Origin of the sequence: Pseudomonas sp. NPDC047961 (genome assembly GCF_050272435.1) — a bacterium.
Taxonomy (GTDB): Bacteria; Pseudomonadota; Gammaproteobacteria; order Pseudomonadales; family Pseudomonadaceae; genus Stutzerimonas.
The window spans coordinates 215,630-240,715 of record NZ_JBNNMD010000004.1 but is presented as its reverse complement, the minus strand read 5'-3'; the positions used below and the strand labels follow the sequence as shown (position 1 = coordinate 240,715).

20 protein-coding genes and 1 pseudogene are annotated in these 25,086 nt (G+C 61.5%); 5 read left to right on the top strand and 16 right to left on the bottom strand.

Going from position 1 to position 25,086, the window contains the following annotated elements; all coding sequences use genetic code 11:
* Positions 1-8 precede the first annotated feature (8 nt).
* From ACQKIK_RS15490 to ACQKIK_RS15430, 13 genes and pseudogenes are all read right to left on the bottom strand, one after another.
* Positions 9-1,280, bottom strand: a complete 1,272-nt coding sequence (locus tag ACQKIK_RS15490; RefSeq protein ID WP_499136574.1) for an OprD family porin — start codon at positions 1,278-1,280, stop codon at positions 9-11.
* 98 nt (positions 1,281-1,378) lie between these two features.
* On the bottom strand, positions 1,379-2,599 hold the full coding sequence (locus ACQKIK_RS15485) for a benzoate/H(+) symporter BenE family transporter (RefSeq protein ID WP_499136735.1): 1,221 nt from the start codon (positions 2,597-2,599) through the stop codon (positions 1,379-1,381).
* Positions 2,600-2,981: 382 nt separating this feature from the next.
* Positions 2,982-3,920 carry a catechol 1,2-dioxygenase gene (gene catA, locus ACQKIK_RS15480; RefSeq protein WP_499136573.1) on the bottom strand — a complete coding sequence of 313 codons (939 nt, stop codon included), beginning with the start codon at positions 3,918-3,920 and terminating at the stop codon, positions 2,982-2,984.
* 71 nt (positions 3,921-3,991) lie between these two features.
* Positions 3,992-4,282, bottom strand: coding sequence for a muconolactone Delta-isomerase (gene catC / locus ACQKIK_RS15475; RefSeq protein ID WP_499136571.1), 291 nt, complete (start codon positions 4,280-4,282; stop codon positions 3,992-3,994).
* 15 nt (positions 4,283-4,297) lie between these two features.
* Positions 4,298-5,419, bottom strand: a complete 1,122-nt coding sequence (locus tag ACQKIK_RS15470; protein ID WP_499136570.1) for a muconate cycloisomerase family protein — start codon at positions 5,417-5,419, stop codon at positions 4,298-4,300.
* A gap of 29 nt (positions 5,420-5,448) precedes the next feature.
* Positions 5,449-6,792, bottom strand: a complete 1,344-nt coding sequence (locus ACQKIK_RS15465) for an MFS transporter (RefSeq protein WP_499136569.1) — start codon at positions 6,790-6,792, stop codon at positions 5,449-5,451.
* Between the two features lie 103 nt (positions 6,793-6,895).
* Positions 6,896-7,675 carry a 1,6-dihydroxycyclohexa-2,4-diene-1-carboxylate dehydrogenase gene (locus ACQKIK_RS15460; protein ID WP_499136568.1) on the bottom strand — a complete coding sequence of 260 codons (780 nt, stop codon included), beginning with the start codon at positions 7,673-7,675 and terminating at the stop codon, positions 6,896-6,898.
* A 171-nt stretch (positions 7,676-7,846) separates the two neighbouring features.
* Positions 7,847-8,857, bottom strand: coding sequence for a benzoate 1,2-dioxygenase electron transfer component BenC (gene benC, locus ACQKIK_RS15455; RefSeq protein ID WP_499136567.1), 1,011 nt, complete (start codon positions 8,855-8,857; stop codon positions 7,847-7,849).
* Between the two features lie 10 nt (positions 8,858-8,867).
* Entirely contained in the window at positions 8,868-9,356 is a 489-nt protein-coding gene (gene benB, locus ACQKIK_RS15450) for a benzoate 1,2-dioxygenase small subunit (RefSeq protein WP_044315803.1), read from the bottom strand.
* On the bottom strand, positions 9,356-10,717 hold the full coding sequence (benA, locus tag ACQKIK_RS15445) for a benzoate 1,2-dioxygenase large subunit (protein ID WP_499136566.1): 1,362 nt from the start codon (positions 10,715-10,717) through the stop codon (positions 9,356-9,358). Before benA ends, benB begins: the two co-directional genes overlap by 1 nt.
* A 226-nt stretch (positions 10,718-10,943) precedes the next feature.
* Complete coding sequence (locus tag ACQKIK_RS15440; protein ID WP_499136565.1) at positions 10,944-12,872, bottom strand: hybrid sensor histidine kinase/response regulator; 1,929 nt, start codon at positions 12,870-12,872, stop codon at positions 10,944-10,946.
* Positions 12,873-13,078: 206 nt separating this feature from the next.
* Positions 13,079-14,032, bottom strand: coding sequence for an AraC family transcriptional regulator (locus ACQKIK_RS15435; protein ID WP_499136564.1), 954 nt, complete (start codon positions 14,030-14,032; stop codon positions 13,079-13,081).
* Positions 14,033-14,348: 316 nt separating this feature from the next.
* Positions 14,349-15,632 (bottom strand): annotated as a pseudogene (locus ACQKIK_RS15430) (methyl-accepting chemotaxis protein); the annotation flags it as partial.
* Positions 15,633-15,710: 78 nt separating this feature from the next.
* Between ACQKIK_RS15430 and ACQKIK_RS15425 the strand changes: the two are divergent.
* Positions 15,711-16,921, top strand: a protein-coding gene (locus ACQKIK_RS15425; RefSeq protein ID WP_417778401.1) for an IS3 family transposase whose coding sequence is annotated in 2 segments (ribosomal slippage) — positions 15,711-16,056 and positions 16,056-16,921 — 1,212 coding nt in all. Because the reading frame shifts where the segments join, the coding sequence is not laid out codon by codon here.
* Here ACQKIK_RS15425 and ACQKIK_RS15420 read toward each other — a convergent pair.
* The gene (locus ACQKIK_RS15420) at positions 16,893-17,297 is read right to left on the bottom strand and encodes an MCP four helix bundle domain-containing protein (protein WP_499136563.1); all 405 of its coding nucleotides are present in this window, start codon (positions 17,295-17,297) and stop codon (positions 16,893-16,895) included. The genes ACQKIK_RS15425 and ACQKIK_RS15420 overlap by 29 nt on opposite strands.
* A 195-nt stretch (positions 17,298-17,492) precedes the next feature.
* Positions 17,493-18,386, bottom strand: coding sequence for a LysR family transcriptional regulator (locus tag ACQKIK_RS15415; protein WP_499136562.1), 894 nt, complete (start codon positions 18,384-18,386; stop codon positions 17,493-17,495).
* Between the two features lie 147 nt (positions 18,387-18,533).
* Between ACQKIK_RS15415 and ACQKIK_RS15410 the strand changes: the two genes are divergently transcribed.
* The 4 genes from ACQKIK_RS15410 to ACQKIK_RS15395 all read left to right on the top strand — a co-directional run bounded on the left by ACQKIK_RS15410 (position 18,534) and on the right by ACQKIK_RS15395 (position 22,669).
* A complete protein-coding gene (locus ACQKIK_RS15410; RefSeq protein WP_499136561.1) occupies positions 18,534-19,232 on the top strand; it encodes a CoA transferase subunit A in 699 nt (232 codons plus the stop codon).
* Between the two features lie 24 nt (positions 19,233-19,256).
* Complete coding sequence (locus ACQKIK_RS15405; protein WP_499136560.1) at positions 19,257-19,913, top strand: CoA transferase subunit B; 657 nt, start codon at positions 19,257-19,259, stop codon at positions 19,911-19,913.
* Positions 19,914-20,014: 101 nt separating this feature from the next.
* On the top strand, positions 20,015-21,196 hold the full coding sequence (locus tag ACQKIK_RS15400) for an acetyl-CoA C-acetyltransferase (protein ID WP_499136559.1): 1,182 nt from the start codon (positions 20,015-20,017) through the stop codon (positions 21,194-21,196).
* A 132-nt stretch (positions 21,197-21,328) separates the two neighbouring features.
* Entirely contained in the window at positions 21,329-22,669 is a 1,341-nt protein-coding gene (locus ACQKIK_RS15395; RefSeq protein WP_499136558.1) for a short-chain fatty acid transporter, read from the top strand.
* Between the two features lie 84 nt (positions 22,670-22,753).
* Here ACQKIK_RS15395 and ACQKIK_RS15390 read toward each other — a convergent pair whose 3' ends face one another.
* The gene (locus ACQKIK_RS15390) at positions 22,754-24,715 is read right to left on the bottom strand and encodes a HAMP domain-containing methyl-accepting chemotaxis protein (RefSeq protein ID WP_499136557.1); all 1,962 of its coding nucleotides are present in this window, start codon (positions 24,713-24,715) and stop codon (positions 22,754-22,756) included.
* Between the last annotated feature and the right edge of the window lie 371 nt (positions 24,716-25,086).

Below are 25,086 nucleotides of genomic sequence, written 5' to 3'. Positions count from 1 at the left end.
TGTAGCTGTTACAAAAGTTGCCAGGTGTAGTTGAAGGTCAGCCGATTTTCGTCGATATCGCTGCGATAGTTGGAGCGCGCGGTGACGTTGCGCACCCGTACTGCCAGATTCTTCAGCACGCCGCTCTGGAAGGTGTAGCCAAGGTCCAGATTGCGCTCCCACTCTTTGCCCTCGAAGCCACTGCCGGTGTCCACATTGTTGCCGCGCAAGTAGCGCAGCGTGGTCACCAGCCCAGGAATGCCGGCAGCGGAAAAGTCGAAGTCATGCCGCAACTGCCAGGAGCGCTCATCAGCGCCAGCGAACTCGTAGGTGGGCACTTCGTTACCCAGCGGGCTGACATTGTTGAAGACCCGGGGAAAGGCATCGTCGCCAAACATCGCCTGGTAGCCGACCGAAAAGGTGTGGCCTCCACGCTTGGCCGACAGCAGCGAAAACAGCGCCTGGTTGTCGATTTCACCCAGCATGCGCTCGCCGTCCTCCTGAGAATCATAAAAGCCGAGATTGGCGCCGAACGCCCAATCTCCCACTGGCTCACTGTGCTTGAGGTTATAGAAACGCTGGTTGTAGATGTCCTTGAGCTGCGCATACCAGATCCCGGCGCTGGTGCGCTTGTCGTTGAAGGCATAGTCCGCGCCGGCATAGTTGAAGCGATCAGTCTCGGCATAGCCACCCAACTGCGGGACATGGCCGAGCTTCGCGCGCATCTTGCCGTCACCCGCTTCGTTGAGCACGCTGGCCGAGCGGAACTGACCGGCCAGCACGGTCAGGCCGTCGATTTCCTGGGATACGAGACTGGCGCCTTGATAGGTCGGTGGCAGCAGGCGGATGTCACTGAAGGTCAGCACTGGCAGGTTCGGGGTCAGCTCGCCGAGCTTGAGTTCGGTCTTCGACAGCCGGGCCTTGAGCGCCGCGCCAATGCGACCGAAGTCATCTGCCGCGTTGCCATCACTGCCGGTCGGAAGCAAGCCGGTGTTGACCCGACTTCCGCTGCTGTCGAACTTGAAGCCGAGCTGGCCAAGCACATCGACGCCAAAACCGACCGTGCCTTCGGTGTAGCCCGACCTGACGTCCAGAATGAAACCTTGCGCCCACTCCTCCGCTTTGGATTGCTGGTTAGGCCCGACAATGTCGGAGAAATCGCGACTGAAGTAATAGTTTCGCGACTGCAGTGTTGCCGTCGTGCCGTCGATGAAGCCCACCTCGGCGGCATGGGCTGCACAAAGGCTGAGGGTGGTGCCGATAGCCAGGGCGATGCGGGACGGTTTTAACTTGTTTGTCATCGTTATGGACTCGTTGTTGTTGTTTTTCAGGTACACGCCGCCGTACCGCCAGCATGTGAGCGGGCAGACAGACGAGGTTCAGGTGGAAGCGGTGTGGCTCAGCGCGTTGGCTGTTTCTCGTCAAGTACCGGAGTGCCAACCGATGCGGTTGGCCGAGGCCGTCGCGCCGCCAGCAGCAGATGAGCGGCCAGGCCGAAGATCAGCCCCCAGAATGCTGCGGACAAACCGAGCAACGACATCCCGGAGGCTGTCACCAGAAAGGTGATCAGTGCGGCTTCGCGATCCGCTGGCACTGACATCGCAGCGCTCAATGCACCGCCGATGGCGGCCAGTAGCGCCAGCCCAGCCAAGGCAGCGATCAGTGCCGCGGGAAACGCCGTGAACACCGACACCAAGGTCGCGCCAGAAATACCCAGCAACAGGTAAAACACCCCGCCGGAGACGCCGGCGACATAGCGTTTGGCCGGATCCTCGTGGGCTTCCTTGCCGGTGCAGATGGCGGCGGTGATTGCAGCCAGGTTCAGGCCGTGGCAACCGAACGGCGCCAAGATCAGCGAGCCCAACGCAGAGCTGCTGATCAAGGGGCTCGCCGGCGTCTGGTAACCGTCGTTACGCAGTACCGCCATGCCCGGCACAAACTGCCCGGTCAGCGCCACCATCACCAGGGGCAAGGCCACGCCCACGACCTGCCAGCTGAATTCGGGGGTGATCCAGACCGGTGTCGCCAGGCCGATCACCAACGCCTCGCTGTGCAGCTCGCCGCTGGCAACGGCCATGGCAACGCCTACCACCAGCACGGCCATCACGGCATAGCGCGGCATTGCCCGCTTGAACAGCAGATAGGTTGTGAACATCGCCAGAACCAGGCCGGGCTGATCCTTGACTGCCACGAACAGCCCAGTGCCGAAGCGAAACAGAATGCCCGCCAGCATGGCCGCAGAGATTGCTGCGGGCAGCTTGCGAATGATTCGGTCAAATGCGCCCGACAGCCCGACCAGCAGCACGATCAGGCTGGAGACCAGGTAGGCGCCCACCGCCTCGTTCAGGCTGATGTCGGGAAGCATACTGACCAGCAATGCCGACCCCGGCGCTGACCAGGCAATGATGATCGGCACGCGGTAGCGCAGGCTGAGAACGATGCCCAGCACACCGCTCCCGATGGACACCGTCCACACCCAGGAAGACAGAATGTCGCGCGGCAAGCCGCCCGCCTCCGCCGCCTGGAAAATGATCACCAGCGGCCCGGCGTAGGAAATTATCGTCGCGATAAACCCGGCGACCACCGCCGACAGGGAAAAATCTTGGTACAGCGCTTTCATATCGCCTCGCACGTCAGGCATGGCACTCCGTGACAGTGTCCGGAGCGCTCTTGTTGTTGTGGTCATGCAGTGAGCCCGTTGAACGTAGGGTGTATGCGCTTCACCATCCACCTCCGACACCGCATGCAGCCGGTTGATGAAAAGAGCGTCACCCACCCTACGTTGGCGTTGCCGTAGCGATACGTCGATCCACAGCGCCGACCCGCGCATTCGCCACGCTCACCTGACGCATCTTTGTGGGGATGTCCCTTCAGCCATCCACGTCCGGCACCGCATGGAGCCGGTGGATGAAAACGGCGTCATCCACCCTACGGCCACATCGCTTGGTGTCGCATCGATTTACGGCGATGACCGCCGCAGCCAATCTTATCGGCCTTTCCGATCACGCCTCCTGCAAGGCGCGCGGGCGGTTGCTGCGTTGCTCGGCGGTCGGTGCGGGCGCCTGCTGCAACTGGAAGTCGAATTCGACTTCGGCAAACCGCCCCTGCACCCCGCGAGCCTGCGCCGCCTCTGGATCGTCGTTGAAATGGATGTCACCGATCAGGCCGTCACGGGTGGCGTAGGCGAAGTCGTCCCACAGGTACTTGTCGCCGGCCAGGTTGATCTGGGTGGTCAGATGACGATGACCCGGTGCGGATATAAAGAAGTGAATGTGCGCTGGGCGCTGCCCGTGCCGGCCCAGCTGGTTCAGTACTTCCTGGGTTGGACCATCCGGCGAGCAACCGTAACCGGACGGCACGATGCTGCGAGCGCGGTAGCGGCCTTCGGCATCGGTGATGATGCGGCGGCGCAGGTTGTAATCCGTTTGGCTCTTGTCGAAGTACGAGTAGTTGCCCTGGGTGTTGGCGTGCCACAGGTCCACCGTAGCACCGGCCAGTGGTTTGCCATCCGGCCCGGTGACCTGGCCGTGAAGGAACATCACGGTCGCGACGCCATCTTCGCTGCCGTCATCCATACGCGCTTCGCCTTCCACGATCGGTGCGCCGGCGACATACAGCGGGCCCTCGATGGTGCGCGGGGTGCCGCCAGTCAGGCCGACTTCAGCGTCCTTAGCGTCTTCGAGCAGATCGAGAAAATGCTCGAGGCCGAGCCCGGCCACCAGCAGACCAGCTTCATTGCGGCCGCCGAGGCGGTTGATGTAATCCACCGCTTTCCAGAACTCATCCTGAGTGATCTCCAGGTCTTCAATGATCCGTGCCGCATCGGACAGAATGCGGTGGGTCACGGTCTTCATGCGGGTGTTGCCCTGGTCGTTCTGAAAGCCGCTGGCTTCCTTGAAGAATTGCTGAATTTCCGGGGAATGGGAGATTTTCACAGTCATGGCTCAGGCCTCATCTTGTAGTTGTGGTGACGCGATTAGCTGGCCGGCGCACGCCGGCCTTTGAAATTCGATCAGCTGTCGTCTTCACGAATCGAGGACGGATGCCGGCACAGCGGGTTGACCTCGATTTCCATATAGGGGAACAGCGGCAGCTGCATCAGGGTGTCGTGCAGCTCCTGCACGCTGGCCACATCGAACACGCTGTAGTTGGCGTACTGACCAGCGATGCGCCACAGGTGGCGCCACTTGCCCTCGCGCATCAGACGCTGGGCCAGTTCCTTCTCGTCGGCCTTGAGCTTGAAGGCCTTGCCCGGGTCCATGTCGACGGGCAGTTTTACGGTCATCTTTACGTGGAACAGCATCGGTTCAGCCTCCGGTTATTTGCGACTGAAGAACGCCAGGCGCTCTTCATCGAGGGTCAGGCCAAGGCCCGGCGTGCGAGGCACTTCCAGCTGGAAGTCGCGATAGACCGGTGCGTCGGTGACGATTTCTTCGGTGAGCAGCAGCGGCCCGAACAGCTCGGTGCCCCACTGCAGTTTGTTCAGCGTGAGGAAGGCATGCGCCGAAGCCAGGGTGCCGATGGCGCCTTCGAGCATGGTGCCGCCGTACAGCGCGACGCCTGCGGCTTCGGCGATCTGCGCGGTGCGCAGCACGGCGCGTGGGCCGCCGTTCTTGGCGATCTTCAGGGCAAAGATGCTTGCGGCGCCGTCGGCGGCCAGGCTGAAGGCATCTTCGACGCTCTCGATGGATTCGTCGGCCATGATCGGCGCGGGGCTGCGCTGGTTCAGCCTGATCTGCCCGCCGCGGTTGATCCGCGAGATGGGCTGCTCGATCAGATCAATGCCGTTGTCGCCGAGGATGCAGCAGGCCCGCAGCGCCACCGACTCGTCCCACGCCTGGTTGACGTCGACACGCAAACTGGCGCGCTCGCCGAGGGCCTGCTTGATGGCGATGACGTGCTTGAGGTCGGCATTCACTTCACCGGCGCCGATCTTCAGCTTGAAGATGCGGTGGCGGCGGATATCGAGCATGCGCTCGGCCTCTTCGATGTCCTTGGCCGTGTTGCCGCTGGCCAGGGTCCAGGCGACTTCCAGGCTGTCACGTACGCGGCCGCCGAGCAGCTCGCTGACCGGCAGCCCGAGCCGCTTGCCCTGAGCGTCCAGCAGCGCGCTTTCGAGGCCGGACTTGGCGAAGGTGTTGCCCTTGGCGGCCTTGTCCAGCCGCAGCATGGCGGCGTTGATATTCGCCGCATCCTGACCCACCAGCAGCGGGCCGAGGTGGCTGTCGATGTTCTGCTTGATGCTTTCCGGGCTCTCGTTGCCGTAGGCCAGGCCACCAATGGTGGTGGACTCGCCGATGCCTTCGATACCGTCACTGCACTTCGCGCGGATGATCACCAGCGTCTGTTGCTGCATGGTGTGCATCGCCAGCTTGTGCGGGCGGATGGTCGGCAGGTCGACGACGATTGCCTGAATGCTTTCGATCAGGATGGGGCTCATATCGATTTCCGATTTACCAATGTCAGGGTTCACGCCTTAGCCGCCGACAGCACGACTGGTGCGGCTTCCGGGCTGTGCTTGCTGGAGATGGCGAAGGCGGTCATGGCCAGTGCGGCGACGACGCCCGGCACGGCGAAGGCCATGAAGTTGAGCTGCAGCGGCAGGTTGATACCCAGCAGCGCACCACCCAGCAGCGGGCCGACGATGGCGCCGTTGCGGCCGATTCCCGAGGCCCAGCCAAGTCCGGTGGAGCGGATCGACAGGCCATAGAACTGTGCAGCGGTCGCGTACAGCAGGATCTGCGTGCCGATCACCGTGGCGCCGGCGATGAAGATCAGGGTGTACAGCACCGGCATCGGCGTCTTGAAGCCCAGCAGGCTGATCGAGGCCACCGACACGGCGAAGAACACCACCACGACTTTCGACAGGTTGAAACGGTCGCCCAGCCAGCCGCCGAGAATGGCACCGGCCATCCCGCCGAAGTTCAGCGCCAGCAGAAACGACAGGCTGGAACCCAGGCTGTAACCCGCGTTGTCCGTCAGTTTCGGCAGCCAGGAGCCAAGCGCGTAGACCATCAACAGACAGCAGAAGAACGCCAGCCACAGCGACACCGTGCGCACACCACGACCATCACGAAACAGCTCCAGCACCGAAGCGCTCTTGCCCTTCACGTCGGTCATTACCAGTTCATCGCCTGCGGACAGCTGGCGGCTGGGGTCGACCTTGTTCAGCAACGCACGGGCCTGCTCACTGCGGCCCTGGCGGACGAGGAAACCCACCGACTCCGGCAGATACCAGAGGATCACCGGCAACAACAGCAGCGGCACGGCAGCAGCGAAGAACATCGCTTCCCAGCCGAAGCGCGGCAGCATGTAGATTCCGAGGCCGGCCGAGAGCATGCCACCCAGTGAGTAACCGCTGAACATGACGGCTACCAGCGTGCTGCGCAGTTTCTTCGGCGCGTACTCATTCATCAGCGCCACCACGTTGGGCATCAGCCCGCCGCAGCCGAGGCCGGCGAGAAAGCGGAAGATGCCGAACTCGGTCGGTGTACTGGCGAAGCCGTTGAGCACGGTGGCCCCGCTGAACAGCACGAAGCACACTGCGATGCCTTTCTTGCGGCCGATGCGGTCGGCCAGAGTGCCGAACACCAGCGCGCCGAACATCATGCCGAACAGCGCATAACTGCCGAGGGCGCCGGCTTCCAGTGGGCTCAGCCCCCACTCTTTCATGATCACCGGCAGCACCACGCCGTAGATGAACAGGTCGTAGCCGTCGAAGATCAGTAGCAGTGCGCAGAGGCACACGACCAGCCAGTGGAAGCGGCTGAAGCGCGCGTTATCGATGATTTCGTGAACATCTACTTTTCGCATGGCAAGACTCTCTATTGTTTTTGTTAGTCGCGGTTCGGCCGCAACGGTAGCGCTGCAAGCCCGAGGTGCCCTGACGTCGGCCGGTCAGACCGTTCTCTGTGATTCAGCCGAGGTCGCCACCACCCACCGGCAGCGTCACGCCGGTGATGTAGGAAGCGTCGTCCGAAGCGAGAAACAGGATGGCGCCGGCCTGCTCGTCGACTGTCCCGTAGCGTTTCATCAGCGATGAGTCGACGGTTTGATCGACGATCTGCTGGTACCAGATCTTTTCCTGCTCGCTCTGCTCGGCGGCGTTGCGCGGAATGCGGCGCGGCGGCGCCTCGGTCCCGCCCGGCGCGGTGGCGTTGACGCGAATGCCGCGCTCGGCGTTCTCGAAGGCCAGGCACACGGTCAGCGCATTGACGCCGCCCTTGGCCGCGCCGTAGGGCACGCGGTTGAGGCTGCGGGTGGCAATAGAGGAAACATTGACGATGGCGCCCGCGCCCTGCTCCAGCATGTGCGGCAATGCGGCGTGGCAGCACCACAGCGTGGGAAACAGCGAGCGCCGCACCTCGGCCTCGATTTCGTGCTCCTGGTAATGCTCGAAGGGCTTGGCCCAGATGGTGCCGCCGACGTTATTGACGAGGATGTCGAGGCGGCCGAACCGTTCTTGGGCAGCATCCATCACCCGATGGCAGTCCGCGAACTGTTCGAGGTCGGCAGTCAAGGTCAGCACCTCGACACCCTTCGCCCCTAGCTCATCGGCCAGTTCATGGACCAACTCAGAGCGGTCGACCAGCACCAGCCGGCCACCCTCTTCGCCCATGCGCTCGGCAACACGCCGACCGATACCCTGGGCCGCCCCGGTGATGACGGCGACCTTGTTCTGAAAACGTGTGTTCATCTACCTTTCCTCAACTTGCTCGAAGCCAGCGCACCCAGCCTTGTAGGAGCGAGCTTGCTCGCGAAGCTCTTCGGTGCGGTGATCCAGACGGTTGGCGGCGTGCCGGCCCATTCGCGAGCGAGGGCTCAGCGCCCCTCTCGCTCCTACAGAAAAACCTTGCCCACCTTGCCCTCAAGCGCTGGCGGCAAACTTCTCGTAGTAGAAGTTCGCCGGCTCCAGCCCCTGCTCACGAATGAACTGGCTGACCGCCTCGACCATCGGCGGCGGGCCGCAGAGGTAGATGTCCACTTCACCGTCGTTGAGGTGCCTGGGCTCGATGTGCTGGGTCACGTAGCCCTTCTGCGGATAGGCGCTGTCCGGGCTGGCGACGCAGGCGCTGTAGGTGAAGTTAGGGATGCGCGCGGCGAAGGCCTCGAGCTTGTCCATTTCCACCAGGTCGTGGTCGTGGGTGACGCCGTAGATGAGGTGCAGGGGATGCTCGCTGCCGTGCTCGGCGATCTTCTCCAGCATCGCGGTGAACGGCGCGAGGCCGGTGCCGCCCGCCAGCAACAGCAGTGGCCGCTTGATTTCGCGCAGATAGAACGCGCCAAGCGGGCCGGCCAGGTTGACGCTGTCGCCCGCCTTGGCAAGGTTGGTCAGAAAGCTGCTCATCAGCCCGCCCGGCACGTTGCGAATCAGGAAGCTGACCTCGCCGTCCTTCTGCAGCGAACTGAAGGAATAGGCGCGGGTCTGGTCGCTGCCAGGCACCTGCAGATTGACGTACTGCCCAGGCAAAAAGGCCAACTGACTCAGCGACTCGCCTTTGATCGACAGTGCGATGGTGCTCTCGGACAGCTGCCGCACATTGCTGATGGCAGCCTGGTAGTTGGCCTGCTGGGTCTTGCAGATGTCAGAAGCGGCCGGCACGCGAATCACGCAGTCGCTTTCGGCGCGCATCTGGCAGGTCAGCACGTAACCCTGCTCGGCTTCGGCTTCGCTCAGCGCGTCCTCGATGTATTCCTCGCCGAGGTCGTAGCGACCGCTTTCGGCGAAGCACTTGCAGGCTCCGCAGGCACCGTCCCGGCAATCCAGCGGGACGTTGATGCCTTGGCGGTACGCGGCATCGGCGACGGTTTCGCCTAAGTTGGCGTCGATGAAACGGGTGACGCCGTCTTCGAAGTTCAATGCGATCTTGTGAGTCATGGCGGCGCCCTCAGAGGTGGTACACGTCGATCATCTGGCGGATGTAGTCGTTCTTCAGCACGACCTTCTTGGCCTTGATCAGCGGGTTCTCGCCGCGGGTATCGAGGGTGTAGAAGCTGGTGCCGTAGAAGTGGTCGACCGTCTTGTAGCGAAAGCTCATCGTGTGCCAGTTGAAGCGCAGCTTGCAGACGCCATCGGCCTGCTCGAGCAGTTCGAGGTTGCTGATGTTGTGGCTCGTGCGCGTATCCGGAATGGTCGCGCTGGAGCGCTCGGTGCGGATGCGGAACACCCGATCTTCCAAGCCACTGCGGTTGCCATACCAGATCAGCGAGATTTCGCTCATCGGGTCCTGGGTCAGCTGGTCGCGATCATCCCAGGCCGGCATCCAGAAGGTGGCGTCCGGCGCATAGAGTTCGAGCCACGCGTCCCAGTCCTTGTCGTCCAGATAGCGCGCTTCGCGGTAGAGGAAGTCGCGCGCGGCGTCGTAGGAAAGAGTCATCACGCACCCTCCACGTGGATCAGCTGGTCCTGCTCTTCCTTGAGCCCCTTGATCATTTGCTGCTGCCAGTAGTGGTGCTGCAGCACGAACAGGCCTTCATCCTCGGTACGTGCGCCGCTCATCAGCGGATGCAAGTCGATTTCCTGCGCGCCCTCGTCGGCGCCGTCGATCCAGTGCTTGGCACCGCGGGACATGTCGTTCCATTCCATCGCCCTTCCGGCGAAGCCCTGCTGGCAGGCGCGAAATTCTTCCAGGTCGTCGGGGGTGGCCATGCCGCTGACGTTGAAGAAATCTTCGTACTGGCGGATGCGGCGGGCGCGGGCTTCGGCGCTCTCGCCCTTGGGCGCGATGCAGTAGATGGTGACTTCGGTCTTGTCGACGGAGATCGGCTTGGCGATGCGCAGCTGCGAGCCGAACTGGTCCATCAGGTACAGATTCGGGTAGAGGCAGAGGTTGCGGGAGTTCTCGATCATCCAGTCGGTCCGCGCCTGGCCGACCTCGGCGATCATCTCGTCGCGGCGGGCGTACAGCGGTCGGTCTTCCGGGTTGTCCCAGCGGGTCCAGAGCAACAGGTGGCCGTTCTCGAAGGAGTAGAAACCACCGCCCTTCTTGCCCCAGCCGCCGGCGCTCATGGCGCGGATGTCGTCACCGGCCTCTTTCAGCTTTCGCTGCTGCTGGGTGGCGGCGTAGTTCCAGTGCACCGCGGTGACATGGTAGCCGTCGGCGCCGTTTTCGGCCTGCAGCTTCCAGTTGCCTTCGTAGACGTAGGTAGACGAGCCGCGCAGCACTTCGATGCCCTCAGCGGACTGGTCGACCACCATGTCGATGATCTTTTTCGATTCGCCGAGAAAGTCCTCCAGCCGCGCGACGTCTTCACGCAAGCTGCCGAACAGGAAGCCGCGGTAGGACTCGAAGCGCGCGACCTTCTTCAGGTCGTGGGAGCCGTCGCAGTTGAAGCTGTCGGGGTAGCCGGCTTCTTTCGGGTCCTTGACCTTCAGTAGCTTGCCGGAGTTGTTGAAGGTCCAGCCATGAAACGGGCAGGTGTAGGTCGCCTTGTTGCCGCTCTTGAAGCGGCAAAGCATGGCGCCGCGATGGCTGCAGGCATTAATGAAGGCGTTGAGTTCGCCCTCCTTGTTGCGAGCAATGAAGACCGGCTGGCGACCCATCTGGGTGGTGTAGTAGTCGTTCTTCTCGGGAATCTGGCTCTCGTGAGCGAGGTACAGCCAGTTGCCCTCGAAGATGTGTTTCATCTCCAGATCGAACAACCGAGGGTCGGTGAACATCTCGCGCTTGCAGCGAAAGACGCCCTTCTCTTTATCTTCTTCGAGCAGCGAATCAAGGTAGTCGAATCCCAGGGACATGGCCGGGGCCTCCATTGTTATTGTGTCTACGTGATGAAGGCTACGGCGCGGGAGACGGCATCAATATCCGATTCCTGCAGCACCTTTATCCGCTTTCTGCAAAACAATGGAGAGCGTGGCCCGAACAGGCCGGACGACCTTGCGCAACAAGCCGTGACGCCATAAGCGGCGCCGGGTGATCGCGTCAGTGCGGATTACGAGAGGAATTGATCAGACGTGCCTGCCTTCAGGGCTGGCTCATGACCGCTGTAATCTTCTCGGCCAGCGCGTCCATATCGAACGGCTTGCCCAGTCTAGGCAGGTTGCCGGCGCCCCCTCCGAGTTTGTCGGCGTAACCGGTCGCGAGAATTACTTGCAGTTGCGGATAGCGGTTCCGGATGAAGTCGGCCAGCTGTATGCCTGTCATCTGCGGCATGGCCTGATCGGTCAGCACCAGATCGACCTGATGTTGCGTCAGCACCTCGATCGCCTGCTCGGCAGAGCTTGCCTCGATCACCTCGCAACCAAGCTCCTCGAGCATTGCCGCGGTCGTCATCAGCACCAGCGGATCATCATCGACCACCAGCACTTGCAGCGCCATCAGGCACTGTGGCTCCGGCTGCTGGACGCTGTCAGGCTTAGCCGGTGCAACCGCACTGACCGCCAGGGGCAACCACAGCTCGGCGGTGGTGCCGCGGCCCTTCTCGCTTTTGAGCAACAGGCGCCCGCCCGACTGAGCGGCCAAGCCATGAACCATCGAGAGTCCCAGGCCCGTGCCCTTGCCAACGCCCTTGGTGGTAAAGAACGGTTCCATCGCCTGTGCAAGCGTCGCCTCGTCCATCCCCGAGCCTTCATCGGTCAGTGCCAGGCACACGTAGTTGCCCGGCTCCAAAGGCCCCTCATTGTTATCGAAGCGGTGTTCGCATGCGGAAATTGTGACAGTGCCGCCGTCGGGCATTGCGTCCCGTGCGTTCACAGCCAGATTCAGCAGCGCCAGTTCGACCTGATTGGCATCCGCCAGGACGGGCTGGAGCGAAAGCGGAAAGCGCGTTTCGATGTCGATACAAGGTCCGAGCGATTGTCTGAGCAGATCCGCCATGCCGCGCACCAGAGCAGACAGCTCGACCAACTCGAGGTGCAGTTCCTGGCGTCGTGCATAGGCCAGCATGCGCTGGGACAGCGATATGCCCCGCTGCGCACCCTGGATGGCGTTGTCCAGCAAGGGAACGACTCTCGGATCGCCGTCCACACGCCGACGGACGATTTCGAGGCCGCCGCGCACGGCCATCAGCAGGTTATTGAAGTCATGAGCGATGCCGCCGGTCAGCCTGCCGAGCGATTCCATCTTCTGCGCCTGGAATAGCGCCTCGCGCGTCTTCTCCAGCGCGCGCTGCGCCTCGACCGTTTCGGTGATATCGCGGGTCACCTTGGCAAAACCGATCAGAACGCCGGTCTCGCTGCGAATCGGGTCGACCACCACGCTTGCCCAGAACCGTGAACCGTCCTTGCGCACCCGCCAACCCTGACTCTCGAACCGACCATCGCGCAACGCAGTGGCGAGGCCTCGTTGTGGCGTGCCGTTCTGCCGATCCTCCTCGGTGAAAAACAGCGAGTAGTGCTGACCGATCACTTCATCGGGCCGATAACCCTTGATGCGCTGTGCGCCGGCATTCCAGTTGGTGACGAGCCCGGTCGGGTCCAGCATGTAAATGGCGTAATCGGTGACGCTCTGCACCAGCAGCCGAAACTGCTGTTCGCTCTGTTTCAGCGACTCTTCGGCCAGCTTGCGCTCGGTGAGGTCGCGGGTGATCTTCGCAAAACCAATCAGGCTGCCATCCGGCGAGCGGATCGGGTCGACCACCACATGACACCAGAAGCGCGAGCCATCCTTGCGCACCCGCCAGCCCTCACCCTCAAAACGCCCACTCGCCGCCTGGTCCAGGGTGCGCTGCGGCATGCCGGCCGCGCGGTCTTCAGCCGTGTAGAAGCGGGAGAAGTGCTCGCCGATTATTTCGGCCTCTTCGTAGCCCTTGAAACGCTTCGCGCCGGCGTTCCAACTGACGACCCGACCATCGATATCGAGCATGTAGATCGCATAGTCGGTTACCGCTTCGATCAGCAGGCGGTATCGATCATCGACTCCCATCAGCGTGTTCGAAGAGGCAACACCTTGCATGCAAATATCTCTTGCCGAGTGATTTAGTCGCGATTATGACCAGCGTTGGTCGCAAACGGAAATGCGCCGATAGTCAGCTCCCTCATCACCATAGGCATTTGCGTAACGCCAGAGTTCTGCCAGCGGCCGCGGGATTGGACCGGCTGACCAGCGCTGTGCTATCGGTGACAGCGCACCCTCGATTGCGCTGCACCCAGGCGTGCGCCCTAGTGATGTTTGCGTAACGTGTCCGACGGCAGCTCGCCGAAGGTGCTCTTGTAGCTTTCGGAGAATCGTCCGAGATGGAGGAAGCCGTAGTCCATGGCAATTTCGGTGATGTTGCGGACCTTGCCCGAGGGATCGCTCAGGCGCCCATGGATGTGCTCCAGCTTGCGTTGGCGGATGTAGGACTTCGGCGTGGTGCCAACCTTGCGCTCGAACAGCGTGTACAGCGAACGCGCGCTCATGTTGGCCAACTGCGCCAGCTGCTCGATCGAGATGTCGTGTTTGAGGTGTTCGTCGATGTAATCGGTGATGCGCCCGAACGACGGGCAGCTCTCGCTCAGCGGCTCACGGTAGATGTTATTGGCCAGGGTGCAGAGCAGCTTGGAAGCGATGATGCGGCAGTACTGATCCTGCAGCTGGGGGACGCAATGTTCAGCTTCAGCTTCCTGGCAAATCAGGCCCAGCAGGCTTTCGATACCTTCGAGCTGCTTGAGCTCGTAACGGCTAGCGGTAAATCGGATGCCCTCACCGGGTGATCGCCACTGGTTATCGGCGCAGGCCTTTTCAAGAAACGAAGCGGGTAACTTGACGATCAGCTTCTCGCAATCGTCGGAGTAGGTCAGGTCTACCGGGTCGTCCGGGTTGATCAGCAGCAGCTCGCCTGGGGTGAAATAGTGCTCCTGTCCACGACCTCGCCACAGGCAATGCCCGCGCTGCAGCAGTTGCAGGTGGTAGATGGTTTCCAGAGCTGGCGAGGTGACATGGACACTGCCGCCGTAGCTTAGCTTGCAGAGATCGAGCTTGCCGAAGGTGCAATGGCTGAGGCTGGCTTGCGGGTGGCCCGTGCGCGGCAGCTGAATGCAGTGCGTGCCGACGTGCTGATTGACGTACTCCGAGACCAGGTGAGGGTCGACCCGGTCGAAGATCCGGCTTTTGCTATTCAGCAGATTGTCCATCGCGAGGCACTCTTTGTAGTTTTTATAGTGAGGCTCAGCTGCTGTGGAGCAGCTACGCCAGTCGTCACCACTATCGTAGCCAGACGGCTCGACAAGGTGCGAAGCATAAAAGGTGAGCCCAAGCATAGGAGATAGGACCACAGGCCAACATCAAGGGCGGCCGGTAACCGCACGCTTTCGCTCGCTTCCGACCGGTGTGCCTGCATACAACGCATCACGGCTAATCCGCGCATGCTTGAACAGCATGTGCTGCAAAACGAAAAACGCCTCGCGCAGACCGCCGCGAGGCGTTGATCGTAGACAGTTCCAGCAGTGTTTAGACCGAGAAACGGCCCACCAGGGCGCGAAGGCCGACCGCTAGTTGTGCAAGCTCCTGGCTAGCCGCGCTGGTCTGGTTGGCGCCGGCAGAGGTCTGCATGGACAAATCTCGAATATTCATCAGGTTACGGTCCACTTCTCGAGAAACCTGCGCTTGCTCCTCAGACGCGCTGGCTACTACTAGATTGCGCTCACTGATGGTAGCGATGGCCGCCGCGATCTGATCCAACGCCTTCCCGGCAGCCTGCGCCACAACCAGAGTCGAATGGGCTTGTTGGTTGCTTTGCTGCATGGCATGCACGGCACTTTCGGTTCCATGCTGAATGCCACCGATCATCTCCTCGATTTCCTGAGTCGATTGCTGAGTACGATGCGCCAGCGCCCGGACTTCATCGGCTACCACGGCGAAGCCACGTCCGGCATCACCAGCACGGGCAGCCTCGATCGCGGCGTTTAGCGCCAATAGGTTGGTCTGCTCGGCGATCGCACGGATCACATCCAGGACCTTGGTGATATCACGCACCTTGTCGGCCAGCTCACCCACTTGCCCAGCCGTTGTGGTGACGCCTTGTGCCAGCTCGTTGATGGACTGAACGGTGCGGCTGACCTGCTGCTGGCCCTCACGCCCCGACTGCTCCGATTGCTTGGACGCTTCGGCTGTTGCCACAGCGTTACGTGCGACCTCATCCACGGCCGCCGTCATCTCGTTGACGGCGGTAGCGGCCTGTTCGATCTCGCTGTTCTGCTGAAGCAAGCCACGGCTTGCATCCTCGGTGACCACGTTGAGCTCTTCGGCGGCCGACGCCAGCTGGGTGGAGGAGTCCGAAATACTCATGATCGTTTCACGCAGGCTGGCCTGCATGCCTTGCATCGACTCCAACAAGCGTGCGGGTTCGTCTTTGCCGACAACGGTAATGGCTCGGGTCAGGTCACCGGCCGCAATGACTTCGGCTACCTGCACTGCTTCAGCCAGCGGCTGAACGATGCTGCGGATCAGCAGCCAGGCCAGGAGCGCTGTGACTAGGGCGGCTATAACGATGGCGGTGATGACCGCTAGACGAGCCCCTTCATAGGTATCGCTGGAGCTTCGCGTGGCGCTGGCAATTCCCTGGGAATTGAAGTCATTGAGCACTCTAAGCGATGTCATCAGCGCTTCGGCGTCGTTGATGAAGGTCTGACCGAAGTAATTGAGCGCGTCTTCCTTGCGGCCTTGAGCCACATAGTCAGCAACCTGTTTTTGGCTCGTCTGGTATGTCTCATAGACGCGCTTGAAGTCTTCGAAGAGCTTTGTGAACGAGCCCCCTGAAACACCGGACATTGTTTCCCCCTTACCATAAGGGATAGGCAAACGGTCGTGTTTATGACTACCAGCAAAGACAGACATATCGAAGTGCTCGGCCAGGAGCGGCGTCGCCGCTGGAGCGTCGAGGAGAAGCTCACCATGGTGCGCGAGAGCCTTGAGCCCGGGCACAGCGTCTCAGTGGTCGCCCGACGCCATGGCATCAACCCCAACCAGCTGTTCCATTGGCGCAAGCTCTATCAGGACGGCAGCCTGTCGGCGGTCAGCGCAGGAGAGGCTGTGGTGCCGGCCTCGGAGTTGGCTGACGCAATGAAGCAGATCCGCGAGCTGCAACGGATGCTGGGCAAAAAGACCATGGAAGCTGAAGTGCTCAAGGAAGCGGTGGAGATCGCCCGCTCGCGAAAATGGATTGCGCACTCACCCTTGTTGCCGGGGGACGACCAGTGAAGCTGGTCAGCGAAAGTCTCGGTGTGTCGCGCTCGCAACTGACGGCTCGAATCAAGCAGGCCAATGAAGGCAAAGGAGCCCGTCGTAGGCGTATCCCTGACGATACGGCTCTGGTGGAGCGGATCAAGGCCTCAATCTCCGACTTGCCCAGCTATGGCTACCGCCGGGTCTGGGCGCTTCTACGTAGGCAGGCCGAACCGGCGGTCAATGTGAAACGGGTTTATCGGGTCATGCGCGACCACGACCTGCTGCTGGAGAAACGCCGCAAGCAGCCCGGTGTGGCTCGTCGTCATGAAGGCCGAGTGGCAGTGGGCGAGAGCAATACCCGTTGGTGCTCGGACGGTTTTGAATTTCGTTGTGACGATGGCGCCAAGCTGCGTGTGACCTTTGCCTTGGACTGCTGCGATCGCGAGGCCATCAGCTGGGTAGCCAGCTCGAGAGGCTACAGCGGTGACGACGTCCGTGACGTCATGCTTGAAGCCGTCGAGAAACGTTTTGGACAGGCACTGCCTGCCACTCAGATTCAATGGTTGAGCGATAACGGCTCGGCGTACACCGCCGAACAGACGCGGGCCTTTGCTCGGGAAATCGGCTTGATACCGCTGACCACGCCAGTGTGCAGCCCGCAGAGCAACGGCATGGCGGAGAGCTTCGTGAAAACGATGAAGCGCGATTACATCGCCCATATGCCACGGCCGGATCGCCAGACAGCGCTACGCAACCTGGCGATTGCTTTTGAGCATTACAACGAAGAGCATCCCCACAGCGCACTGAAGTACCGCTCGCCTCGGGAGTTCAGGCGGTTGGCTGTAACATCAACTTAACAGGGTTGCGGTGTCCGGTTTGATAGGGGCAAGTCCACTTTGTTTCCTCCGCACCCGTAAGGTACTTCGCATAATCCGCGCTTCGCTGGCTTATCTGTCCGGCAAGCTCCGTCAGACCGGCCTTGCTTTCGGCAACGGCCGCTTCGTCGGTGAGACTTGCCAACCGCAATGTGTGGATGCGCTGGCGTAGAACAGCCTGGTTTATCTCGTTGAGGTTGGTGACCGACGGCACCCAATTACCGCCTACATCCTTGCTCGCCATGTCCATCTTCGACATTTGTGTAAGAGAGAACACCCCCACACACAACAGCAAGAATGCAACGAGGCCGAAGCTAAGTGTTGCGCGCGGGGCGATACCAATATTGCGTAGAAACATGCATGTCACCTGTCCGTAAATGAGCCAACTGCGCACCGCGTGCTAAATGGCTGGGTGCTGGCGGACAGCCGTTGAGGTTCGGCCCGTCCATGCTGGCTTATCGGTTGTGTGCTGTAGACCTTTAGCGCCAATCATCCGTGAGGTAATACTTGTCAAGATAGAGCGGGGAGCGGGGTAATCGCCTGCGGCAAACCGTCATGCGCAGGGATAATCCTTGCTCCCACGTAAAGCGTCGGCGATAGCCTGCGCCGCGACCGACAGCTCATGACCCGGTTTAGTCAGGATGCCCACCGGCTTCTCGATCACCGGATCGCTCAGGGCAACACAGCACGCACCGAGTTCCAGCATCTGCTGACGACACAGCGCCGGAACGGCACTGACACCCAGGCCGCTGCCAACCATGCGCCCCACCGTTGCCAATTGATGACTCTCGAACTGCACCGGCAACTGACGACCGCGCGGACGCAGATGGTCTTCGAGCATGACGCGCACCGTCGACGGCCGCTGCAAGGTAATGAAGGGATGCTCCAGCAAAGCGTCCCAGCTCACTTCGGCCTGGCTTGCCAGCACCGAATCGGCCGGCACCACCGCCACGAAACGGTCGATGTACAGCGGGGTGAACGTCAGCGGCGTGCTGGGTTCAGGCTCGAAGGCGATCCCGATTTCCACCTGGCGGTCACGGACCATTTCCATCACCTGCTCGTTGATCACGTCATGCACGGTGACGCTGATCGAGGGGTAGCGGTCGCGAAAGGTGCGCAGTACGGCTGGCAGCAGATTACCGGCGAAGGACGGCATCGAGGCCAGCGTCACCCTGCCCTGTTTCAAGGTGAAACGCTGGCGCAGCTCGTCCTCGGCGTTGTCCCAGTCGGCGAGCAACCGACGCGCCAGGGGCAGCAGCGCCTCGCCTTCTGGCGTCAGGCTGACGGCCCGCGTGGTACGGCTGAACAGGCGCCCCCCGAGCCCGTCCTCCAGCGCCTTGATGGTCAGGCTCAGCGCCGATTGCGACAGGTGCAGCCGCTCGCAGGCCTGAGCGAAGCTCAGGGTGTGGGCCACGGCGAGAAACGCACGGAGTTGTTTGACGGTCATCGAATCGGATCCGGGAGAGCGCATGACGGCGCTTTGTTTCGTTTTATCAATCAATCGAGCTTAAAAATCAACTTAACAAATCCGTCATACAAGGGAACACTCGATTGCAGCTCACCAAAACAACCCAACAACAAAAAGGAATCGTTTATGGCTGGTTTCGACAAGCGCGTGAATTCCTATGCCGAGGCGCTCGACGGGCTGGAGGACGGCATGACCGTCCTGGCCGGCGGCTTCGGGCTGTGCGGCATCCCGGAGAATCTGATCGCCGAGATCAAGCGCAAGGGCACCCGCGACCTCACCGTGGTTTCCAACAACTGCGGTATCGACGGCTTTGGCCTCGGCGTTCTGCTGGAGGATCGGCAGATCCGCAAGATGATCGCCTCCTACGTCGGCGAGAACGCGCTGTTCGAACGGCAACTGCTCGATGGTGAACTGGAGGTCGAGCTGACCCCCCAGGGCACCCTGGCCGAAAAGATGCGCGCAGGTGGCGCGGGCATTCCCGCCTTCTATACGGCGACCGGTTACGGTACGCCCATCGCCGAAGGCAAGGACGTACGCGAATTCAACGGTCGCCCGCACATCCTCGAATACGCCATCACCGGCGACTTCGCCATCGTCAAAGGCTGGAAGGCCGACCGCTACGGCAACGTCATCTACCGCCACACCGCGCAGAACTTCAACCCGCTGGCGGCAGCCGCCGGGAAGATCACGGTGGTCGAGGTCGAGGAAATCGTCGAGCCCGGCGAGATCGATCCCACCCAGATTCACACGCCCGGCATCTACGTCGACCGCCTCATCTGCGGCACCTTCGAGAAGCGCATCGAGAAGCGCACCGTCCGCGCCTGATTAAAAGAATAAGAGGAACAGACCATGGCACTTTCCCGTGAACAAATGGCCCAGCGCGTCGCCCGCGAACTGCAGGACGGCTTCTACGTGAACCTCGGCATCGGCATCCCGACGCTGGTCGCCAACTACGTGCCCGAGGGCATGGAAGTGATGCTGCAATCGGAGAACGGCCTGCTCGGCATGGGCGCCTTTCCCACAGAAGAAGAACTCGATGCCGACATGATCAATGCTGGCAAACAGACCGTCACCGCACGCGTCGGCGCCTCGATTTTCAACTCCGCCGTATCCTTCGCGATGATTCGCGGCGGGCATATCGACCTCACCGTGCTCGGCGCTTTCGAGGTCGACGTACAGGGCAACATCGCGTCCTGGATGATTCCCGGCAAGCTGGTCAAAGGCATGGGCGGCGCGATGGACCTGGTCGCCGGCGCCGAAAACATCATCGTGCTGATGACGCACGCCTCCAAGGATGGCGAGTCCAAGTTGCTGGCCAAGTGCACCCTGCCGCTGACCGGCGCCGGCTGCATCAAGCGCGTGCTGACTGACCTCGCGTACCTGGAAATCGAGAACGGCGCCTTCGTCCTCAAGGAGCGCGCCCCAGGCGTGAGCGTCGAGGAAATCGTCGCCAAGACTGCCGGTGAGCTGGTGGTGCCGGATCACGTACCGGAAATGACGTTCTGAGCGCACACGTTTCCTTGTAGGAGCGAGCTTGCTCGCGAAGGCTCTACAGAGCCCGGCGAGCGCCCGCTCTCTACAACACCCGACTTAACCGGAGCAAGAACATGCAAGACGCCGTCATCGTAGCCGCCACCCGCACCGCCATTGGCGCCTTTCAAGGCAGCCTGGCCAACATCTCCGCACCGGATCTCGGCGCCGCAGTGATCAAGCGCCTCCTCGAACAGACCGGGCTGGATCCTGCCGAAGTGGATGAAGTCATCCTCGGCCAGGTACTCACGGCCGGTTCCGGACAGAACCCCGCCCGTCAGGCGTCGATCAAGGCCGGCCTGCCCCATGCGGTGCCCTCTTTCACTTTGAACAAGGTCTGCGGCTCGGGCCTGAAGGCGCTGCATCTGGCAACCCAAGCCATTCGCTGCGGCGATGCCGAAGTGATCATTGCCGGGGGCCAGGAAAACATGAGCCTGGCCCCCTACGTCCTGCCCAAAGCCCGCACCGGCTTGCGCATGGGCCATGCAGAATTGGTCGACTCGATGATCAGCGACGGCCTCTGGGATGCCTTCAACGATTTCCACATGGGCATCACCGCCGAAAACCTGGTCGACAAGTACCAGATCAGCCGCGAAGCCCAGGATGCCTTCGCCGCGTCATCTCAGCAGAAGGCTGTCGCCGCCATCGAGGCCGGGCGCTTCAAGGACGAGATCACGCCCATCGAGATCCCGCAGCGCAAAGGCGAGCCGCTGCGTTTCGACACCGATGAGCAGCCACGCGCCGGCACCACTGCCGAGTCCCTGGCGAAACTCAAGCCGGCGTTCAAGAAGGATGGCTCGGTTACCGCCGGCAATGCCTCCAGCCTCAACGATGGCGCGGCTGCGGTACTGCTGATGAGCGCAGACAAGGCCAAGGCCCTCGGTTTGCCGGTGCTGGCCACGATCAAGGCCTACGCCAATGCTGGCGTCGACCCGGCGATCATGGGCATCGCGCCGGTTTCGGCCACCCGCCGCTGTTTGGACAAGGCGGGCTGGTCGCTGGACCAGCTGGACCTGATCGAAGCCAACGAGGCGTTCGCCGCCCAGGCGTTGTCGGTCGGCCAGGAACTTGGCTGGGATGCCGAGAAGGTCAACGTCAACGGCGGCGCGATTGCGCTGGGACATCCCATCGGCGCGTCGGGCTGCCGCGTACTGGTCACGCTCCTGCACGAAATGATCCGCCGCGACGCGAAGAAAGGCCTTGCCACGCTCTGCATCGGTGGCGGTCAGGGCGTCGCGCTGGCTCTCGAACGTCACTAAACGGACAACGCCGGCTCATAGAGGAGGACCGACACCACGCCGTGCAGGCTCACCAAACCCTAGCAATAAATCGGCGCACGCCACGCACGTGCGCCGCCTATAAAAAAGAAGAACAACACAGGATCAACGACCATGCTCAGTACCGTTACCGCCTTGAGCGTCAAGCTCATTCAGCGATACCTACCCTCACCCTTCGTTTTTGCGATTCTCCTCAGCCTCATCGTGCTTGCCGCGAGCATGCTCGTCACCGGCCAGGGCCTGCCTTCAATGGCGAAACACTGGGGCACCGGCTTCTGGAACCTGCTCACCTTCGCCATGCAGATGGCGCTGATTCTGGTGACGGGCCACGCCCTGGCCAGCGCACCCGCCATCCATCGCCTGCTTGCAGGCCTGGCACGGACCGCACGCACACCGGGCCGCGCCGTGGTGCTGGTCACGCTGGTGGCCTTGGCCGGCTCCTGGATCAACTGGGGTTTCGGTCTGGTGATCGGCGCGGTGTTCGCCCGCGCGCTGGCCCGTGAAGTTAAAGGCGTCGATTACCCGCTGCTGGTCGCCGCGGCCTATTCGGGCTTTCTGATCTGGCACGGCGGCCTGTCCGGTTCAATCCCGCTTTCGCTGGCCACCGGCGGCGCGGATCTGGAGCGCATGTCTGGCGGTGTCGTGACGACCGCCATCGGCGTCGGTGACACCCTGTTCACCGCCATGAACCTGACGATCATCGCGCTGCTGGTGATCGGTTTGCCGATCCTTAACTGGGCCATGCATCCGAAAGACCCGAAGGTCGCGGACCCGGCGAAACTGCTCGATCCCGCCCATGAGGCCCTGCCGCGCAATACCCTTGCGCAGCGCATGGACGACAGCCGCATCCTCAACCTGATCATCATTGCGCTGGCGGTGGTCTATTTCGGCTACTACTTCGCCGAGAACGGCTTTGCCCTGACCCTGAATATTGTCATCGGCCTATTTCTGTTCATCGGTCTGGCACTGCACGGCTCGCCGGAGCGCTACATGCGCGCGGTGCAAGACGGCATCGGCGGCATCAGCGGCATCGTTATCCAGTTCCCGTTCTACGCCGGGATCATGGGGATGATGATTGGCGCCAATGTCGAAGGGCTGTCGCTGGGTCGGCAGATCACCGACACCTTCATCGCCTGGTCATCGGCCGATACCTTCCCGGTGCTGGCTTTCCTCAGCGCCGGTCTGGTCAACGTCTTCGTGCCGTCGGGTGGCGGTCAGTGGGCCGTGCAAGGGCCAATCATGCTGCCAGCCGGCCAGGCGCTGGGTGTGACGCCCGCCGTCACGGCCATGGCGATTGCCTGGGGCGATGCCTGGACCAACATGATCCAGCCGTTCTGGGCGCTGCCTATTCTCGGCATCGTCGGGCTCGGTGCGCGCGACATCATGGGCTATTGCCTGCTGATGCTGGTTTATTCGGGCATCGTCATTTCAGGCTGTCTGTATTTCTTCGGCTGAAAAAAAGGGCTGGCGCCGCAATGGCCCAGCCCTTCTTGTTTATACGCTTGGTTACAAACCGGCTAACAAGCTCGCTGCTTTATCTCAGACCAGGCGGAATCGGCTGACCTGAGCCTGCAACTCGCCGCCCAGCCGAGCAAGATCGGAGCTGGCAGCTGAGGTTTGCTCCGTAGCCGCTGCGGACTGATCCGCCACATCGCGGATTTTCGACACGCTGCGATTGATCTCCTCGGCCACCGCACTCTGCTGCTCGGAGGCTGTTGCGATCTGCTGGTTCATTTGCTGAATGCTTGAAACCGCATCGTTTATGGCCTTCAGCGCCTCACCGGCCAGTTGTGCTGCCTCGACAGTCTGATCCGCAAGATCGCAGCTTTTCCCCATGACCTCCACGGCGCCTTCAGTCCCGCTCTGCAGCGCGACGACAAGCTGCTCAATCTCCGACGTAGACTGCTGGGTTCGGCGCGCCAGCGAACGCACCTCATCTGCCACCACGGCGAATCCGCGCCCGGCCTCACCCGCACGAGCCGCTTCGATCGCAGCGTTGAGTGCCAACAGGTTCGTTTGGTCGGCGACGTTCTTGATCACATCAAGCACATTGCCGATACCGGCACTGTGGTGTTTCAACCGCTCAATGGATTCGGCGGACTCACTGACAGAGCGGGCCAGCTCCTCGATACGCCCGATGGTCTGTTTGACAACCGAATGGCCTTGCTGGGCCTGTATGTCCGCAGACGACGCCGAATGTGCAGCGGCCTCGGCGTTACGGGCCACATCCTGAACGGTCGCAGTCATCTCGTTCATCGCGGTGGCCACCTGGTCAGTTTCAAGCTTTTGCTGGCCTACACCGACACTGGTTTGCTCAGTCACGGCTGACATTTGCTCAGCGGCAGTGGCGAGTTGCGCGATGCCGTCTGACAGCCGCGTTATGAGTGACCGCAGACTTTCACTCATTTGCTGCATCGCCTGCATCAACTGGCCGAGTTCATCTCGGCGGTCGACAGCGAGATTGGCAGACAGATCGCCATCAGCGACGCGACGTGCGACGGCGACAACCTGTTGCAACGGACCGACAATCATCTGAGTAATCAACCCCGCACACAGCACGCTAAGGACCAATGCAAACAGGGTGGCGCCGATCAGCACCATTCGAACCTGACGTTGCTCGGTGCGTAGCTCCTCGAGCTGGCTGGCATAGGCCGTCTGGGCAACTTCCACGATAAGCCGAGCGCGCTCGGTCAAGGCTTCCTCGCTGGCAACACGCTCCGACTGCGCCTTGCGATAATCGAGAAACTCCGACCGATACTGGTCCAGGCGGGCAAGCGCCTGACTCAGTGCTTCGCTACTGCGACCGTCCGGCAGGCTGTCCTTCAGCTCCCGGCCTGCCGTGGCTGAGGTGTCGAGCTGGGCAAGCAGGGCCTCCGCATCGCGGTCATTGCCGCCGATTACAAAGTTCTTCTCCAACCGCCGGGTATCGAACAGCTGCTTAGCGAGATTCGATGCCTGATTGGACAGGGTCAGGGTCTGTATGCTTTCGTCATCACTAGTGGCGACGATCTGCTCTTGAACCCGTCTACGCAGTTCCGCCTCGGCTGCATTGAAACCTGCAAGGGCCTCACGAGCCGCCTCCTCCATGTTGTCTTCAGCAATCTGTCGTTTGCGCATGGCTTCAGCGAATTCAGCAAGGCGGGTCTGGTACTCCTTACCGTCCTGCTCGATACGATCCATGAGCTCGATGCTATGCGCACTTTCGAAAGCGTTACGGGCGTCCTGAGCGACAGAGATGGTTTTCTCGACAGCTTCTCTCGCCTGCTCCAGAAACACCGTTTCTTTTCTTAACAGGAAGTTCTTTTCACCCTGACGGGCATCGGCAACCAACGCTTTGATTTCTGCAACATGGTTGAGCTTGGCAAACCGCTCGAACACCGAATCCAGTGCCTGGTAGCTTATCCAGGCGATCATCAAGGTGATGAACAGCACCAGGCCAAAGCCTGCCAGCAGCTTTCGCCTTACGCTCAGATCAAGTAAGAGACTACGTAACCCTTTCATGGGAACCTTCTTTGAGTTTTACAAAACAGGAACGGGACGGACCGCTTTGTATAAGTTTTGCATAGCAAGGTCAATATATCAGCGCCATTATTACGGCGCACAGGCGACGACTGGCATTGCGATGAAACGGATTGTTAGTCCGGTAGGGTGGATGTCGCTCGGTGGAACGTTACCCGGTGGTCGTCACCTGGTGTTTCGCCATCCGGTGGATCGGTGAAGCGTGATCCACCCTACGTGAGCATGGGGATGGGTGGGCCAGGGGCTGTAGCGCTATTGAAGGGCTGCCGAATTGTCTTCGGCTGATAGGCTAAGGCCGGCACTTTGAGGGCTGGCCTGCGCTAACGGAAAACCCCGCAAATGCGGGGTTTTCC